The sequence below is a fragment of the Rhizobium sp. C104 genome, from assembly GCF_022354505.1.
GTDB lineage: Bacteria > Pseudomonadota > Alphaproteobacteria > Rhizobiales > Rhizobiaceae > Rhizobium > Rhizobium redzepovicii.
On the sequence record NZ_CP092348.1, the window covers coordinates 437,623 to 452,727 of the forward strand.

Consider the following 15,105-nt stretch of genomic DNA (forward strand, 5'->3'; position numbering starts at 1 on the left):
GCGGGCCTTTTGCTTGTGGCGACGTTGACGATGTGGCTGCATGTAGCTACATTTGTGGCATGAAGACCGTTTCGATCCGCGACGCGAAGAACCGCCTGACCGAGCTTGCCCGCGAGGTCGAGGAAGGCGAGACCATCGTCGTGACGCGCAACGGCCGCCCGGTCTTCGATCTTGTACCGCATCAGAAGCGCGGCGGCTTGGACCTGGAAGCCGGTCAGGCTTATCTGCGTGCGCGGGGCATCACCAATCCTGTACCGTTCATCGCGGATGATTTTGATGATCCGCTGCCGGAGGATTTTCTCCTGAAACCTTTGCCGTAGCGATGAGGCTTCTCCTCGATACCCATATCGTTCTCGCGATCCTGCGCAAGGACGTGGGACAACGGTTCCCAGAGATCGCGGCGCTGCTTGGTGATAGCAAGACCGAGGGCTTCGTCAGCGTCGCAAGTCTCTGGGAAACGGCGATCAAGGCTCGTCTGGGAAAGCTGGATACTGGCATGCCGCTTGAAGACATCGCGCGGTCTCTTGAAGAAATAGGGCTGATATTATTGCGGATCGAAATTCAGCACGTCATCACCGCCGCCGACCCAGAGCCGGACACGCGCGATCCCTTCGACCGATTGCTGCTGGCGCAATGCAAGGTCGAGGGCCTGCAACTTGCGACAGTCGACCGCCTGCTCGTCGATCATCCGCTGGCGCTGCGACTTTAGGCTCATGTCCCGATTCAAGGCCTTCAGGGCGTTGATTCCGCTTTGCCTCGCAAGTCGTTGAATTCCGATTCAAAACGTGACGAGGAGCGACGGTTCGGCCGGTGATCTGCGGTTGCGGGCGGCCACCAAACCCACTAGATATCCGGCATCAAGTTTAAGTTGCCGCTTCGGGGGGCCGGGATTTTGCAGCAGAGTGCGGTGATCGTCTGTTCGGATGTCAACATGCTGCCGGCTGCCTGCTGCACGCTGCTTTCGGTCAAGCGCAATCTCGACGCTCCTGGCGTGGAGTTCCTGCTTCTCGGTATCGACCTCAAGCCGAACGAGATCGCCGAGGTCGGTAGTTTCGCGCAGTTGCACGACATGGCGATCACTGTGCTGCCCTATAATACCCCGGATACGGCAAAGCAGGCCCGGGGCCGCTGGTCGGGCGCGACACTGGCGCGGCTCTACATGGATCTGCATATTCCCGATCATATCGAGCGCCTGCTTTACCTTGATGCCGACGTGCTCGCGGTGGCGCCCGTCGACGAACTCTTTACCAGGGATCTCCGAGGCAAGGCGCTTGCCGCGGTCGACGATTATGTCATGGCCTTCCCAGAGAAAGCCGGCGCACGGCAGCGCAAGATCGGTATGGGCGAGGGCGGACGCTATTTCAATGCCGGCGTATTGCTGTTTGACTGGTCCGCCTGCCGCGCGAAGGGGCTTTTCGCCAGAACCCGGGAGATCTTCGAGGAGCGGTCGCATCTGTTCGAAAACAACGACCAGGATGCGCTGAACGTCAGTTTCGACGGCGACTGGCTGGTGCTCGATCCGCGCTGGAACACGCAGACGGGGCTTTTGCCTTTCGTCGATCGGCCGGCCATCTTTCACTTTACCGGCCGCAAGAAACCGTGGCAGGCGACCGTTTCCTGGGTGCATCGGCGGATGGCCAGGCAGTATGTCGAGGATCTCCGCAACACGCCCTGGGCGTCCTTCTGCAGGCAGCCGTCGGCTGCGGGCCGGATCGGCGGATTCGTCTTGCATATGGGAAAGCAGATCGGCGGGCTGGCGCGGCTTGCACGGATGCGCGCCTATTTCAGCAACAGCTAGCAAGGCGCGTCCTTGGAAAGTGCATGTGAGCCGATATGGAATCGATCCCCAGTGATACGCAGAGGCTAGCCGCCGCCGATAGCGGCTTCAATTTCCTGACGCCGGACGCGTGGAAGGCGCTGCTGTCGCGCTATTCCCACATCGTGCTGGTGGCAAACAGCGAGGCTGTCGATTTGGAGCGGCTGCGAAGCGAGCTGCCGGAGACGACGCTCTACGTCTTCTTCAACAACGTCTACAAGGTGCTCGACGAACCCTTCGCCGGACATGCGGTGCTGGTCGCCCGCAGCGGTGTGATGGGCGCCAATATCGTTCACCGGCGCGAGGTGGCGGATGTCTTGCGCTTCTTTGCCGGCGATGATTTTCTGGGTGTGGTCAACATCCGCGTTTCCCCCGAGGAGAACTTCAGCGAGGAGAGCCGCTTCAACGGCACTCGCGCCCGCCACCTCGATCTGACGCAAATGATCGGAGATCTCTATCCGGCAGGCAAGATCGCGACGAGCGGCTTTGCGATGGCGCTCTGGCTCGCCGATCTGCAGCTGCCGGGCAAGATCCTGCTTGCCGGCTTTTCGGCAAAGAGAAGCGAGAAGTGGAAGGTCTTCGACGTACACGATTGGACGTTCGAGCAAATCTTCCTGCGTCTTTTTGCCAGGATGGGCACGATCTCGATGATGGGCGGCGTCGATGCCAGCCCCTATGCGGCGCTCGCCAAACGCTTTCCGCAGGTGCCGCCGGTCGAAATCGCGATGACGGCGGCCGAAGTCCTGTCTGAGCGGCTTCACAATGCGAACAGCCAGATCGACAGGCTGATGTCCGTCACCAAATCCATCCGCGCCGTCGAAAACTTCTTCCGGCGCTTCAAACCAAAAACCCGTAAAGAGCGCTTCCTGGAAAAATCTAAGGATTGACCGACGCAGGACCTCGCCGACGGGCGTGACCTGCCGAGCGCGTGACCGCTCTCTCAAAGCCCCAGTGCCGTCAGCATGACGAAGGTGGCAAAGAGGATGAAGTGCGTCATGCCTTCGATGGCGTTGGTCTCGCCGTCATTGAGGTTGATCGCTGCGGCAATCAGCGTGATCGTCACCATCACCGTCTGCACCGGGGTCATCGCCATGATGAAGGGCTGGCCGGTATAGAGCGCGATCGCCTCCATGACCGGCACCGTCAGGATCACGGTCGAAAGCGAGGCGCCCATGGCGATGTTGACCGTCGCCTGCATGCGGTTTCTGAGCGCTGCCCTCAAGGCGGTCAGGATCTCGGGGGCAGCTGAAATCGCGGCGACGACGACGGCGGTGACGGCGATCGGCGCGCCGCTGTCGCGCAAACCCTCGGTCATCAAGGCCGACATGAACTCGGCCAGCAGGCCGATGATGACGACGCCGACGAGAATGGTGGCGATCGATATCGCGGCCGGTTCGTCAGCGCCGTGCGCATCCGAAGCCCCTTTCTTCCGTTCGGAGCGCGGGTAGCTGTAGCTGAAGAAATAGCTGTGCTGGCCGACCTGCATGCGCAGGAAGAGGCCGTAGAGCGCAATCATCGCGACGATGGTGAAGGCGGAATAATAGTGCCATTTGTCGCGGGGCACGAATTCCGGCACTATCATCGAGATGCCCATGGCGGTGAGGATCATCACGCCGTAGGTCTTGCCCGAATTGTCGTTGTAGGGCTGTTCTCCGTGCTTCAGGCCGCCGAGCAGGGCGGCGAGACCCAGAATGCCGTTGATATCGAGCATCAGGGCGGAATAGATCGTGTCGCGCACCAGTGTCGGCGAACTCTCTCCGCTCATCATGATGGCGAGGATGATGACCTCCACGGCAACAGCCGACAGTGTCAGGATCATCGTGCCATAGGGGTCGCCGACCTTGATGGCGAGCAGTTCGGCATGATGGGCAACGCGGATCGAGGCGAGAACGATGGTGCCGACCAGGGCGGCGGCGGCAATCAACGCGACGCCGCGTCCCATCTCGATCACCGCGTGTTCCAAGAGATAGGCGATCGCTGCAACGGCAATTGAGGCGACCAGAAACTTCTCTTGTTTTAAGCGTGACGCAATCGCCAAGTCTCAGCTCCTGTCCCGATTCATGCGTTTTATCTAAGTCACTGATTTCGCATATCAAGAAAGCCGCGGTCTGGGGCCATTTGCAGTCTTCGGCGTTTAATGGAATACTGAATGTCATCGGGGCCGGAAAGCAGATCGCGGCGTCCTCGAATTCTTGTCAAGCGGCCGCGATGATCCGGATCCTGTCCGGAAGCGTGCGAATGCGCAACAAGAAGATGAGGAGACGGATGCATGATCAAGGTGGTCTACGAAGTCGTGCCGCATGACGGCGGTTGGGCTTACAGGCTCGGAGGCGTTTATTCCGAGGCATTCCCCACTCATGCCGAGGCGCTCGAAGCCGCGCGCATCGTCGCGGCCGAACAGCAGGTCGGCGGCGATTCCGCCGAGATCAGTTGGCAGGACGAGAATGGCAAGTGGCATGAGGAATATGCCGAAGGCGGTGACCGGCCGGAAACCGAGGTGGTAGACGGTCAGTGGAAGGACCGCGGGGCCGGGGCCTCGCAAGGCTTTTGAAGTCAGCGATCGTCCGCCAATGCCCGCGCGACGATTGCGTCGACGAATTCGCGCTTATGCGCGGTATAGCCGTCCCCATCCATCCTGAATTCGCCCGCCAGCCTGCGTTTGAGCGCGGCATATTCGGCCGCAGCCTCGGGATGCGCAATGAGATGATCCCGGAAAGCTAGCCTGTTTCGATGCGTGCCATTGCCGGCTGGACAAAGGTAGACCCGCTCCCGCGGCACCAAACCTCTCGATAAAAACGCCCAGACCTCGTCGTCATAACGATTGCCGCGCGGTTCGTAACCTTCGGCCAGAAGCACATCGGTGGCAGCCTCGATATGCCCGAGGCTGGGAAGAACGATGTCGATATCGATCAGCGGCTTGGCGGTCATGCCCGATATGGAGGTGCTGCCGATGTGATCGATGGAGAGCGCCTGCGGCAGCAAGACGAGCAACCTGTCACGGATGCGCCGGAACGCCTGCGACCATTGCGGATCGTAGGGCACGAGTTCAACCGGATCGTGGCTCATCATTTTCTTCCGCTTACAGCGCCGCGCGTCCGACAAGGCAGATTTCGGTTGCTCTCTTGCGTTGAAATGTGCGCATGATTCTCTCCAAAAATCGATTCCGGATTTCGAGGTTATGTGCCGGTCGAATATCGGTGATAATCCTGAAGCCCCTTGACCAGTGCGTCGAAGGTGGCGCGGCAGCGCGGCGAGGTCTTCAGGCTCTCATGCATCGCCACCCAGGTGCCGAGCGGGATCTTGAACGCATCGGGCAGGAGGTGCACCAGATCGGGATTGTCACGTACGAGCCCAATCTGGCAGAGACCGATGCCGACGCCGGCGCGGATCGCCGAAAGCTGGGCAAGATTGCTGTCGGTCCTGTAGGAGAAGTCGATGCCCGGCACCTCATAGCGTTTTGTTACCAGGCGGACATAGGCCGTCTGGCGGTCGAAGCCGATGAGCCGGTGGTTTGCGAGGTCGGCCAGGGTTTGCGGAATGCCGTGTCGTTCGAGGTAGCGGCGATGGGCGTGGAAACCAAGCGGGATATCGCCGATGCGGCGCACGACGAGCGCACCCTGCTGCGGCTCGGCCATGCGCACGGCAATATCGGCCTCGCGGCTCACCAGATCCTCAATCGCATCGGAAGCCGACAGCTCGATCTGGAGTTCGGGATAAGCGTCCTGCAGCGGGCCGAGAATCCCAGGCAGTACTTCGACTGCGATGACCTCGCTGGCGCTGACCCTGACGGTTCCGGCGACGCGCTCGCGCTCACCGGATGCTGTGCGCAAAAGCGCGGCAGTGGTTGCCGCCAGCGTCTCGGCATAGGGCTTCAGCGCCAATGCGGCGTCGGTCGGCAGCAGCCCGTTCGGGGATCGGGTGAAGAGTTCGGCGCCGATTGCCGTTTCCAATGCGTCAATATGGCGGCCTATGGTCGGCTGCGTCAGCCCCAACTCGCGGGCGGCGGCCGAAAGCGACCCTTGCTGGAGCACGGTCAGGAAGGTGCGGTAGAAATCCCAGCTCGGTTCTATGTTCATATATTTTTGTATAGCAGCTGCATTTATTTCGTCAATTTTGTTTACTTGGGGCCGATGGCATAATCCCTCCATTCAAGCGAAGGAGATGATTGTCATGAGCAGCGAAATGAAGAAGACGGCCCTCGTTCTCGGCGCCACCGGCGGTATCGGCAGCGCGGTTGCCCGCAAGCTGCTTGCGCGCGGCTGGCGCATCCGGGCGCTTAACCGTGACGCCGCCAAGGTGTCGAGGCGCGAGCCGGCTTTCGAATGGGTGCAGGGCGATGCGATCAATGCTGGTGACGTCCTGAGGGCGGCCGAAGGCGTCAGCATGATCGTCCACGCCGTCAATCCGCCCGGCTATCGCAATTGGGGAACGCTGGTGCTGCCGATGATGGACAATACCATCGCTGCTGCCCGCACCGTCGGCGCCCGCATTGTACTGCCTGGAAACGTCTACAATTTCGGGCCGGACGCCCTGCCGGCGCCGACAGAGGAAAGCCCGCAGCATCCGCTGACGAAGAAGGGGGCAATCCGCGTCGAGATGGAGAAGCGGCTGGAAGCGGCATGTGAAGCTGGTGTTGGAGCGATCATCGTCAGGGCAGGGGATTTCTTCGGCCCGGGCACGACTGGAAACAGCTGGTTTTCATCGGGCCTGGTCACGCCGGGTAAACCCGTCGGCACGATCAAGAATCCGGGGCAGCGCGGCATCGGCCATCAGTGGGCCTATCTGCCCGATATGGCGGAAACCATGGCCCAGCTCATCGAGCGCGCCGATCGGTTGCCCCCCTTTGCCGTCTATCATATGGAGGGGTTCTGGGATGCAGACGGTATGCAGATGGCCGAAGCGATCAAGCGTGTCGCAGGCGGCAAAGCCAGGATCGCCCGTTTTCCCTGGTGGATCGTGCCGCTCGCCGCGCCGTTCGCTCCGATGCTGCGGGAGATCAAGGAGATGCGGTATCTCTGGAAGGTGCCGCTGAGGATGAGCAACACCAAGCTCACTGCCGAACTCGGCAAGGAACCGCAGACGCCGATCGACGAGGCCGTCAGAGCTTCGCTCGTGGCGCTCGGCTGCCTGCCTGAACCGCATCGTGAGATGGCGGCGGCCTTGATCGCACCTTCGTCCGAGAGTGCGGGTTAAGCCTCGAGTTCTGCCAGCGCAATCCGGGCGACCTTCAACGCCGTCTCGGCCTGCTCAATGTTCGGATCGCCGAGGAACCAGGCGGCGGAAAGGCCGGAATAGGCGGCAATCCACTGCAGCAGCCGCTTCGGCTCGATCCGAGCCTCCGCCGAGACGATGGCGAGCTGGCGGCGGAAGCGAGCCGGATCGGTAATGGTCGGCAGTTCCTCGTTGGCGAAGATGTTGGCGAAATCGAAGCCGCGCTCGCCATGCAGTCGCTTCGGATCGATCGCCAGCCAGCCGCGCGCCTCGAAATCGAGGATATTGTCGTGGTGAATGTCGCCGTGGAGGACGGTGAGGTCGCGCGGATCGGCAAGCAGCGCATTGGCAATCGCCGAGCATTCGGCCAGCGTGCCGCCATGTTTGCCTGCCGCCGGCTCGAGATCGCGGAACCAGCGGCTGAGGGGGATGGGATCGGGAAGCGGTTTTTCGCGCGGCGCATGCAGCCTTGCGGCCGTTCGGCAGAGGATGCGGCTTGCCTCGTCGTCCTCGCCGTTCATCGCCATGGCAAGCAGCGAGCGTTCCCCCATCGCCCGTTCCAGGAGTACCGCGTCGCCCTCATGAGCGTAGACATGGGCTGCGCCGTCGCCATCCCACCATTGCATCAACAGCGCGCCGTATCGTTCGTCGACATCGGCGGCCACTTTCAGCATGGCAGGCTTCTCCTGCCAGAGGACCGGCAGCAGACGGCTTGAATGGGTGATGATGGGCTCGCCGTCTGATATCAGCGACCAGCGATCAAGATGGGGAGCGAACATAGGCACACCCTACAAAGATCCGTGGGAAATGAAAATCCCGCCTTTCGGCGGGATTCGCAATGTGTGTTCCAAAGGTTCAGGCGACCTTTTCGAGAGCGGGATAGTCGACATAGCCCCTGGCGGTGCCGCCATAGAAGGTCGACTGGTCGGGCGTGTTGAGCGGCAGGTTCTTCGCCAAGCGTTCGACGAGATCGGGATTGGCGATGAAGGGCTTGCCGAAGGCGACGAGGTCGACGCGGCCGCTTTCCACAGCATCGATCGCTAGATCGCGGTCATAACCGTTATTGACCATCCAGTCGGCCTTGCCGCCGGCGGTTTCATAAGCCTGGCGCAACGCCTTGTAATCGAAGGAAGGATTGTCGCCCTGGCGGTAGTCGCGATCACCGCCGGTCTGGCCTTCGATCACATGGATATAGGCCAGATCGTATTTGGCCAGCCCCTCGACGACACGGGTGAAAGTCGCCTGCGGATTGGAATCGTAGCTTTCGCCCGACGGTGTCACCGGCGATATGCGGATCGCGGTTCGGCCTGCGCCGATTTCACTGACGACGGCATCGACGACGTCGAAGGTCAAACGGGCGCGGTTTTCGATCGAGCCGCCATATTGATCGGTGCGGTCGTTGACGCCGTCGCGGATGAACTGGTCGAGCAGGTAGCCGTTGGCGCCATGGATCTCGACGCCGTCGAAGCCGGCATTGATCGCCGCACGCGCGGCCTTGCGGTAATCTTCGATGATACCCGGGATTTCAGCGGTATCGAGGGCGCGCGGCTCGGAGGTGTCGGCAAAGCTGCCGGTGCCGTCGCCATTGACCAGGTAGGTCTTGGCCTTGGCGATCCGGTCGGTAGAGGAGACCGGTTTGCCGCCATTCGGCTGCAGCGTAGTGTGCGAGATGCGGCCGACATGCCACATCTGGACGACGATCTTGCCGCCGGCCGCGTGAACGGCGTCGGTGACGCGCTTCCAGCCGTCGAGAGCCTCTTTGCTGTAAAGGCCGGGCACGTCGGCGTAGCCCTGGCCCTGATGGGTGATCGCGGTCGCTTCGGTAATGATCAGGCCTGCCGTGGCGCGCTGGCGGTAATATTCGACATTGAGGTCGTTGGGGATGGCGCCCGGCGAGCGGTTGCGGGTGAGCGGCGCCATGACGATGCGGTTCTTGACTGTAATGTCGCCAACCTTGGTGGGTTCGAAAAGCTTGGCCATGATGGTCCTTTCTTTTGCGGGAGGATCACTCGGCAGGGGCGAGGGCGGCTCGGCCCCTGGCGGAGAGATAGGTGAGTCCAGTCGCGCCGAGGCCGATCAGGGCCATCAAGGCTGCGGCGAGCGGGACGCGGGTAAGATCGAAGCCGGCATCGATGACCAGGCCGCCAACCCAGGCGCCGAGCGCGTTACCGGTGTTGAAGGCGCCGATATTGATGGTTGAAACCAGGTTCGGGGCGTCCTTACCGAAACCGACGACGCCGACCTGGAGCGCCGGCACAGCGGCAAAGCTTGCCAAGGCCCAGAGGAAAAGCGTGATTTCAGCCGGGATGAAGAAGCGGCTGGTATAGCTGAAGGCGATCGACGTAACGGCGATGGCGGCGAAGACACCGGCAAGCGTCGCGCCAAGCCGCCAGTCGGCCAGTTTGCCGCCGACGAGATTGCCGATGGTCAGCCCGAGGCCGATCAGGAACAGTGTCCAGGTGACGCCTTCCGGGGAAATGCCGGTAACGTCACGCAGCAGCGGCGCGATATAGGTGAAGAGCGCGAACATCGAGGCGGCGAAGAAGACGGTGGTGGACAGCGCCAGCCACAGGCCACCATTCCGGAGTGCGGCGATCTCGCGCAGGATACTGCCGTTCTCTTGCTGCTTATCCCTGGGCAGGATGGCGATCAGGCCTGATATGGTGACGACGCCGATGACGGTGACGATACCGAACGTGGCGCGCCAGCCATAAGCCTGGCCGATGGCGGTGCCGAGCGGCACGCCAAGAACATTGGCGAGCGTCAGGCCGGTAAACATCAGGGCGACGGCGCGGGCCTTGCGGTCTTCGGCGACCAGGCTGGCGGCGACGACCGAACCGATGCCGAAGAAGGCGCCGTGGCAAAGCGCGGTCACGACACGGGCAATCATCAGCACCCAGTAGTCGCTTGCCAGCGCGCAAAGCAGGTTGCCGGCGATGAAGAAGGCCATCAGCGCGATCAGGGCGGTGCGGCGCTTCAGCTTGGCCGTCGCAATAGCCATCACCGGGGCGCCGATTGCGACCGCCAGTGCATAACCGGTTACCAGCCACCCGGCCTGCGGGATCGTCACCGAGAGATCGGTGGCGACCTCGGGCAGAAGACCCATGATGACGAATTCGGTGGTGCCTATAGCAAACGAGCTCAAGGCAAGGACGAGAAGGGCGAGGGGCATTTTATAGGTCCTGCGTCAGCTGCTTGAGGAATGCAGCGATCGTTTCTTCGTTGCGCTTGTAGAAGATCCACTGTCCCACGCGTTTGGTGGTGACGAGGCCGGCGCGATGCAGCGTTCCCAAATGGGCCGAGACCGTCGACTGCGACAGGCCGCAGCGTTCGAACTGGCTGGCACAGACACCCATTTCGAAAGGATGCTCCTGCGAAGGAAAATGCTGCTCGGGATTTTTCAGCCAGCTCAGAATGTCCATCCGGGTGGGATGGGCGAGTGCCTTGATAATCTCGTCTTTGTCCATCGTCGTTAGCCGAACTATAAATCGTCTTCGATCGATATATTGATCGTCAGGCGTCGATATGCAAATCACGGAGGCGTGAGGCCGTGCGTTTTATTGAGTGAGCAAAATTTGGGCAAAAAAGAGGGCCACCGGAAAACCAGGGCCCTTGTAATTGTGAAGGTCAAAAACCTCCAGAGGGGAACAGCTAATGCGGTGGTACTGGGAGAGAAACCACAAGATGCATCAGCTGAGAGAAATATGGTGCTTCCTTGGGCAGGTTTCAATGCTTTTTTGTGCATGCCTGCTATGCGTCGCACAATTTTTTTGCGACGCAGCATTTCCTGGGCGGGCAAGGGCAAAAAAGAGGGCCACTGGAAAACCAGGGCCCTTATAAGTGTGAAGGTCAAAAACCTCCAGAGGGGAACAGCTAATGCGGTGGAACTGGGAGGAAAAGCCACCATGTGCATCAGCTATGTGCGATATGGTGGTTTAATGGGCAAACGGCAACCCTTATTTGTGCATGCCAGTCATGCGTTCAATGCATAGTATGGAAAACATTCCATAAATCTGGCTTAGATCCGATGATACAAAGCCGATCCGGCCCAAAATCATCCGGATCTAAATCAAAGAAGGTGAGCATGATCTCGTCTGAAAGCCACTCTCACTTTTCGGCATGATATTCTAGAAATTCCAGTTTCTGGCCTTGCTGACGATGAAGTCGCGGAAAGCCTTCAGCTTGGCGGCGTTCTTGATCTCATCGGGATAGCAGAAATAGGTGTCGAAGGAGGGAACGTCGGCATTGATCGCCAGCTGAATGAGGCCAGGATCGCGGCCGACGATGTAGTCCGGCAGGCAGGCGACGCCGATGCCGAGCAGGGCGGCGCGCTTGATCGAGGTCTGGCTGTTGATCTGCAGATGCGGGATGCGCTTGTTGTCCGACGACCGGCCGGCGACCTCAAGCCAGTTGACATCGAGCAGGTAGCTCGGCGCCGGCTCGCCGAAGGTGATGATGCGGTGATTGTCGAGATCCTCGATCTTCTGCGGCTCGCCATGGCGGTTGATGTAGGAGGGAGCGGCATAGACGTGCATGTGCACGGTGAAGAGCTTGCGCTGGATGAGGTCGGATTGCTGCGGCTGACGCAGGCGGATCGCGCAGTCGGCATGGCGCATGTTCACATCCACTTCCTCGTTGTCGAGGATCAGCTGGATCTGCACATCGGGATAAAGCTGCAGGAATTCCTGGATCTTGTCGGTCAGCCAGCCTTGGCCGAGGCCGACCGTGGTGGTGACGCGCAGCTTGCCGGACGGTGTTTCGTTGGTTTCCGTCAGCTGCATCTTCACGGTTTCGAGCTTCAGCAGCACGTCATGGGCTGTGCGGTAAAGCAGCTCGCCTTGTTCCGTCAGGATCAGGCCGCGCGCATGGCGGTGAAACAGCTTGGTGCCGACATCCTGCTCCAGCGCGCTCACCTGGCGGCTGATGGCGGACTGGGACAAATGGAGTTTATCCGCCGCATGGGTGAACGAACCCGCTTCGGCAGCTGCGTGAAAAATACGCAGCTTATCCCAATCCAATGGCATTCCCCCACCCCTCATGCCGATCTTACTCCGCGGCTACGGCGACGGGCATGTGACCCGTCAGATAGCGCTCGGCTTCAAGCGCTGCCATGCATCCAAGACCGGCGGCAGTGATTGCCTGACGGAAGGTATCGTCGGTCACGTCGCCGGCGGCATAGACCCCCTCCAGGCTGGTCGCGGTCGAGTCCGGCGCCGTCCAGAGATAGCCGTTGTCCTTCAGCTTCAATTTGTCCTTGAAGAGCTCGGTTGCCGGCGCATGGCCGATGGCGACGAAGACGCCGTCGATTGCCACCTCGGTGATCGCGCCGGTTTTGACGTCACGCAGGCGTGCGCCGGAGACGGATTGCGGCATCGGCGGCTTGGCCGGCGTGCCGGTGATTTCGGCCACTTCGGTGTTCCACAGCACCTTGACGTTCTCCTTGGAGAACAAGCGTTCCTGCAGGATCTTCTCGGCCCGGAAGAAGTCGCGGCGGTGGACCAGTGTCACCGACTTGGCGATGTTGGAGAGATAGAGTGCTTCCTCGACGGCGCTGTTGCCGCCGCCGACCACAATCACATCCTTGTTGCGATAGAAGAATCCGTCGCAGGTGGCGCAGGCCGAAACGCCGAAGCCCTGGAAATGCTGCTCGCTCTCGATGCCGAGCCACTTGGCCTTGGCGCCGGTGGCGATGATCAGCGTATCGGCGGTCCAGACCTGCCCGCTGTCGGTGCGGGCGACGAAGGGGCGCTGGTTCATGTCGACTTCGGTGACCAGATCGTTGACGATCTCGGCGCCGACATGTTTTGCCTGCTGCAGCATCTGTTCCATCAGCCAGGGACCTTGGATCGGATCGGCAAAGCCCGGATAATTCTCCACATCGGTGGTGATCATCAGCTGGCCGCCCTGTTCGAGACCGGCGATCAAGACCGGCTTCAGCATGGCGCGCGCGGCATAGACCGCGGCAGTATAGCCTGCGGGTCCGGAACCGATGATGAGCACCTTGGTGTGGCGGGCGGGCATGTCATTTCCTTTCGACTGGCAGGAGGGCGGCGGCTAAGTGGCGATTGCGGCCGTTTCGCGGTCCCTGCGCCATTTATGAACGTCCAATGCTTTTATTCAAGGGCAGCCTTGCGTTACCAACAAGGCAAATCGGGCGGATGTGCAAGAATCCGTCATCGGCGTGAAACATTCTTGCGTATTCCGCGGCTTTATATAGAAGCTCCCCGCGGAGAATTAAAGAAAGGCCATGATGTGGGTCGCGCCGAGCTCGACGTCATCGATATTAAGATCCTCCGGGAATTGCAGGCCGACGGCCGCATGACCAATGTGGAGCTGGCCGATCGCGTCGGCATCTCGGCACCGCCATGCCTGCGCCGGGTGCGCAAGCTCGAGGAAGCGGGCATCATCGAGGGCTACCATGCAATGTTGAACAGCCCGAGGCTCGGCTTCGACCTCGTCGCTTTCTGCATGGTCGGCCTCAAGCATCAGTCGGAAGGCAATCTCAAGTCCTTCGCCGCCGCCACCGCCGAATGGCCGCTGGTGCGCCAGGCCTGGATGGTCTCCGGCGACAGCGATTTCCTGCTGCATTGCGTGGCGGAGAATCTCACCCACTTCCAGGATTTCGTCATCGAGGTGCTGACGGCGAACGAACATGTCGATACCGTGCGCACCATGCTGACGATCCGACAGGTGAAGAAGCTGGGACTGGTCGAAGTCTGAAACAGTCTATTTGCGCGCAGTATAGCCACCGCGGTTGATCCCGTGGCGCTGGAGCTTGTCGTAAAACGTCTTTCTCGGTATGCCGAGCGCCTCGATGGTGCTGCGTACGTCGCCGTCATTGGCCGTGAGCGCGTCGCGGATAATCTCCGCCTCGTAGCGTTCCAGCCGTTCGGGCAGGGTGCCGCCGCCGGTCGGCTGAGCAGGGACCGGTGCGGCTGCGCCGCCTTCGACGCCCAGCACCACACGCTCAGCATAATGCGAGAGCTCGCGGACATTGCCCGGCCATGCGTGCGAGGCAAAGTGGCGACGCATCTCGGGCGACAGCTCCGGCACCTCTCTGCGAAAGCGCTCGGCGGCGCGCGCGGCGAAATGAGAAAACAGCAGCGGAATATCGTCGCGGCGCTCCCTCAGCGGCGGAATGGAGATCGTCACCACATTCAGCCTGTAATAGAGGTCCTCGCGAAAATCGCCGCGCAGATCGGGATCGCCGAGATCGATCTTGGCGGCTGCGACGACGCGCAGATCGACCGAGCGTACTTCATTGGTGCCGAGCGGAGTGATTTCGCGCATCTCCAGCACCCGCAGCATCTTGACCTGGGTGGCGACCGGCATGCTCTCGATCTCGTCGAGGAAAAGCGTGCCGCCGCTTGCATGTTCGATGCGGCCGGTGCGGCGTTTCTGGGCGCCGGTAAAGGCGCCGGCCTCGTGGCCGAACAGCTCGCTTTCGATGACGGTTTCGGGGAGCGCGCCGCAGTTCAGCGCCACGAAATTGCCCTTCCGGCGGTGGCTCCACTGATGCAGGATTTGGGCGACGACTTCCTTGCCGCTGCCGGTCTCGCCGGCAACGAGCACGTCGACATCGGTATCGGCGATGTGGCGAAGGATCTTCCGCAGATTTTCCATGACGGGCGTCTGGCCGATCAGCGGCGAATTCTCCTGCGCATCTTCGGCCGCCTTGCGCAGCATGCGGTTCTCCAGGATGAGCCGCCGCTTCTCGCCGGCGCGACGCACGCTCTGGACGAGGCGGTCGGCCGCAAACGGCTTGGCGATGAAATCATAGGCGCCGTCCTGGATCGCCTGAACGGCCATTGGAATATCGCCATGACCGGTCATCAGGATCACCGGCAGGTCGGCGTCGATGCCCTTGAGCATGGCGAACAACTGCAATCCGTCGATCTCAGGCATGCGGATATCGGTGACGACCGGGCCGGCAAAATCCGCGGACAGCTCGGCCAGCGCGGCCTTCGCTCCCTCATAGGCCGAGACGGAAAATCCGGCGAGTTCCAGCGTCTGGGCGGTGGCGCGGCGCAGGTCCTTGTCATCGTCGATCAGCGCAACGGGCATCGGTGCGGCCATGA

General features: G+C 61.2%; 18 protein-coding genes. 8 read left to right on the forward strand and 10 right to left on the reverse strand.

The window, feature by feature from the left end; genetic code table 11:
• The first annotated feature begins 59 nt into the window (after positions 1–59).
• The 4 genes from MF410_RS03205 (at position 60) to MF410_RS03220 (ending at position 2,703) form a co-directional block, all read left to right on the forward strand.
• The gene (locus MF410_RS03205; protein WP_064839929.1) at positions 60–320 is read left to right on the forward strand and encodes a type II toxin-antitoxin system prevent-host-death family antitoxin; all 261 of its coding nucleotides are present in this window, start codon (positions 60–62) and stop codon (positions 318–320) included.
• Positions 321–322: 2 nt separating this feature from the next.
• Positions 323–709 (forward strand): type II toxin-antitoxin system VapC family toxin, encoded by a 387-nt coding sequence (locus tag MF410_RS03210; RefSeq protein ID WP_097626752.1) that lies wholly within the window; start codon positions 323–325, stop codon positions 707–709.
• A 183-nt stretch (positions 710–892) separates the two neighbouring features.
• Positions 893–1,798: a glycosyltransferase family 8 protein gene (locus MF410_RS03215; protein WP_097626754.1), complete on the forward strand. Its 906-nt coding sequence runs from the start codon at positions 893–895 to the stop codon at positions 1,796–1,798.
• 35 nt (positions 1,799–1,833) lie between these two features.
• A complete protein-coding gene (locus MF410_RS03220) occupies positions 1,834–2,703 on the forward strand; it encodes a 3-deoxy-manno-octulosonate cytidylyltransferase (RefSeq protein ID WP_097626756.1) in 870 nt (289 codons plus the stop codon).
• Positions 2,704–2,756: 53 nt separating this feature from the next.
• Here the strand turns inward: MF410_RS03220 and MF410_RS03225 are convergent, their stop codons facing one another.
• On the reverse strand, positions 2,757–3,854 hold the full coding sequence (locus MF410_RS03225; protein WP_097626758.1) for a calcium:proton antiporter: 1,098 nt from the start codon (positions 3,852–3,854) through the stop codon (positions 2,757–2,759).
• A gap of 231 nt (positions 3,855–4,085) precedes the next feature.
• Here MF410_RS03225 and MF410_RS03230 point away from each other — a divergent pair, with 231 nt between their 5' ends.
• The gene (locus tag MF410_RS03230) at positions 4,086–4,367 is read left to right on the forward strand and encodes a DUF2188 domain-containing protein (protein ID WP_097626760.1); all 282 of its coding nucleotides are present in this window, start codon (positions 4,086–4,088) and stop codon (positions 4,365–4,367) included.
• A 2-nt stretch (positions 4,368–4,369) separates the two neighbouring features.
• Here MF410_RS03230 and MF410_RS03235 read toward each other — a convergent pair whose 3' ends face one another.
• Together MF410_RS03235 and MF410_RS03240 are read right to left on the reverse strand one after the other, a co-directional pair.
• Positions 4,370–4,885 (reverse strand): GrpB family protein, encoded by a 516-nt coding sequence (locus MF410_RS03235; RefSeq protein WP_097626762.1) that lies wholly within the window; start codon positions 4,883–4,885, stop codon positions 4,370–4,372.
• Between the two features lie 107 nt (positions 4,886–4,992).
• The gene (locus MF410_RS03240; RefSeq protein WP_097626764.1) at positions 4,993–5,892 is read right to left on the reverse strand and encodes a LysR family transcriptional regulator; all 900 of its coding nucleotides are present in this window, start codon (positions 5,890–5,892) and stop codon (positions 4,993–4,995) included.
• Positions 5,893–5,986: 94 nt separating this feature from the next.
• Here MF410_RS03240 and MF410_RS03245 point away from each other — a divergent pair, with 94 nt between their 5' ends.
• The gene (locus MF410_RS03245) at positions 5,987–7,009 is read left to right on the forward strand and encodes an NAD-dependent epimerase/dehydratase family protein (protein WP_131711516.1); all 1,023 of its coding nucleotides are present in this window, start codon (positions 5,987–5,989) and stop codon (positions 7,007–7,009) included.
• Here MF410_RS03245 and MF410_RS03250 read toward each other — a convergent pair.
• From MF410_RS03250 to MF410_RS03265, 4 genes are all read right to left on the reverse strand, one after another.
• Positions 7,006–7,806, reverse strand: a complete 801-nt coding sequence (locus MF410_RS03250) for an aminoglycoside phosphotransferase family protein (RefSeq protein WP_097626768.1) — start codon at positions 7,804–7,806, stop codon at positions 7,006–7,008. The two genes, MF410_RS03245 and MF410_RS03250, sit on opposite strands and share 4 nt — an antisense overlap.
• 76 nt (positions 7,807–7,882) lie before the next feature.
• The gene (locus MF410_RS03255) at positions 7,883–9,007 is read right to left on the reverse strand and encodes an alkene reductase (protein ID WP_097626770.1); all 1,125 of its coding nucleotides are present in this window, start codon (positions 9,005–9,007) and stop codon (positions 7,883–7,885) included.
• A 25-nt stretch (positions 9,008–9,032) separates the two neighbouring features.
• Positions 9,033–10,199 (reverse strand): MFS transporter, encoded by a 1,167-nt coding sequence (locus MF410_RS03260; RefSeq protein WP_097626772.1) that lies wholly within the window; start codon positions 10,197–10,199, stop codon positions 9,033–9,035.
• 1 nt (position 10,200) lies between these two features.
• A complete protein-coding gene (locus tag MF410_RS03265; RefSeq protein WP_097626774.1) occupies positions 10,201–10,494 on the reverse strand; it encodes a metalloregulator ArsR/SmtB family transcription factor in 294 nt (97 codons plus the stop codon).
• Positions 10,495–10,587: 93 nt separating this feature from the next.
• Here MF410_RS03265 and MF410_RS03270 point away from each other — a divergent pair, with 93 nt between their 5' ends.
• Complete coding sequence (locus MF410_RS03270; protein ID WP_239620163.1) at positions 10,588–11,019, forward strand: hypothetical protein; 432 nt, start codon at positions 10,588–10,590, stop codon at positions 11,017–11,019.
• 135 nt (positions 11,020–11,154) lie between these two features.
• On the opposite strand, the gene MF410_RS03275 is transcribed toward MF410_RS03270, so the two are convergent.
• Both MF410_RS03275 and trxB read right to left on the reverse strand, forming a co-directional pair.
• Positions 11,155–12,051: a LysR family transcriptional regulator VtlR gene (locus MF410_RS03275; protein ID WP_003593139.1), complete on the reverse strand. Its 897-nt coding sequence runs from the start codon at positions 12,049–12,051 to the stop codon at positions 11,155–11,157.
• Positions 12,052–12,073: 22 nt separating this feature from the next.
• Positions 12,074–13,048, reverse strand: a complete 975-nt coding sequence (gene trxB, locus MF410_RS03280) for a thioredoxin-disulfide reductase (RefSeq protein ID WP_097626776.1) — start codon at positions 13,046–13,048, stop codon at positions 12,074–12,076.
• Between the two features lie 231 nt (positions 13,049–13,279).
• On the opposite strand from trxB, the gene MF410_RS03285 reads away from it, so the two are divergent.
• A complete protein-coding gene (locus tag MF410_RS03285; RefSeq protein WP_003593144.1) occupies positions 13,280–13,747 on the forward strand; it encodes an Lrp/AsnC family transcriptional regulator in 468 nt (155 codons plus the stop codon).
• 6 nt (positions 13,748–13,753) lie between these two features.
• Here the strand turns inward: MF410_RS03285 and MF410_RS03290 are convergent, their stop codons facing one another.
• On the reverse strand, positions 13,754–15,103 hold the full coding sequence (locus tag MF410_RS03290) for a sigma-54 dependent transcriptional regulator (RefSeq protein WP_097626778.1): 1,350 nt from the start codon (positions 15,101–15,103) through the stop codon (positions 13,754–13,756).
• Positions 15,104–15,105 lie beyond the last annotated feature (2 nt).

Coding starts and splice junctions, on each gene's coding strand:
- MF410_RS03210 (WP_097626752.1), top strand. CDS start 323: ATGAGGCTTCTCCTCGATACCCATATCGTTCTCGCGATCCTGCGCAAG.
- MF410_RS03235 (WP_097626762.1), bottom strand. CDS start 4,885: ATGATGAGCCACGATCCGGTTGAACTCGTGCCCTACGATCCGCAATGG.
- MF410_RS03220 (WP_097626756.1), top strand. CDS start 1,834: ATGGAATCGATCCCCAGTGATACGCAGAGGCTAGCCGCCGCCGATAGC.
- MF410_RS03205 (WP_064839929.1), top strand. CDS start 60: ATGAAGACCGTTTCGATCCGCGACGCGAAGAACCGCCTGACCGAGCTT.
- MF410_RS03290 (WP_097626778.1), bottom strand. CDS start 15,103: ATGGCCGCACCGATGCCCGTTGCGCTGATCGACGATGACAAGGACCTG.
- MF410_RS03255 (WP_097626770.1), bottom strand. CDS start 9,007: ATGGCCAAGCTTTTCGAACCCACCAAGGTTGGCGACATTACAGTCAAG.
- MF410_RS03230 (WP_097626760.1), top strand. CDS start 4,086: ATGATCAAGGTGGTCTACGAAGTCGTGCCGCATGACGGCGGTTGGGCT.
- trxB (WP_097626776.1), bottom strand. CDS start 13,048: ATGCCCGCCCGCCACACCAAGGTGCTCATCATCGGTTCCGGACCCGCA.
- MF410_RS03275 (WP_003593139.1), bottom strand. CDS start 12,051: ATGCCATTGGATTGGGATAAGCTGCGTATTTTTCACGCAGCTGCCGAA.
- MF410_RS03250 (WP_097626768.1), bottom strand. CDS start 7,806: ATGTTCGCTCCCCATCTTGATCGCTGGTCGCTGATATCAGACGGCGAG.
- MF410_RS03245 (WP_131711516.1), top strand. CDS start 5,987: ATGAGCAGCGAAATGAAGAAGACGGCCCTCGTTCTCGGCGCCACCGGC.
- MF410_RS03260 (WP_097626772.1), bottom strand. CDS start 10,199: ATGCCCCTCGCCCTTCTCGTCCTTGCCTTGAGCTCGTTTGCTATAGGC.
- MF410_RS03265 (WP_097626774.1), bottom strand. CDS start 10,494: ATGGACAAAGACGAGATTATCAAGGCACTCGCCCATCCCACCCGGATG.
- MF410_RS03240 (WP_097626764.1), bottom strand. CDS start 5,892: ATGAACATAGAACCGAGCTGGGATTTCTACCGCACCTTCCTGACCGTG.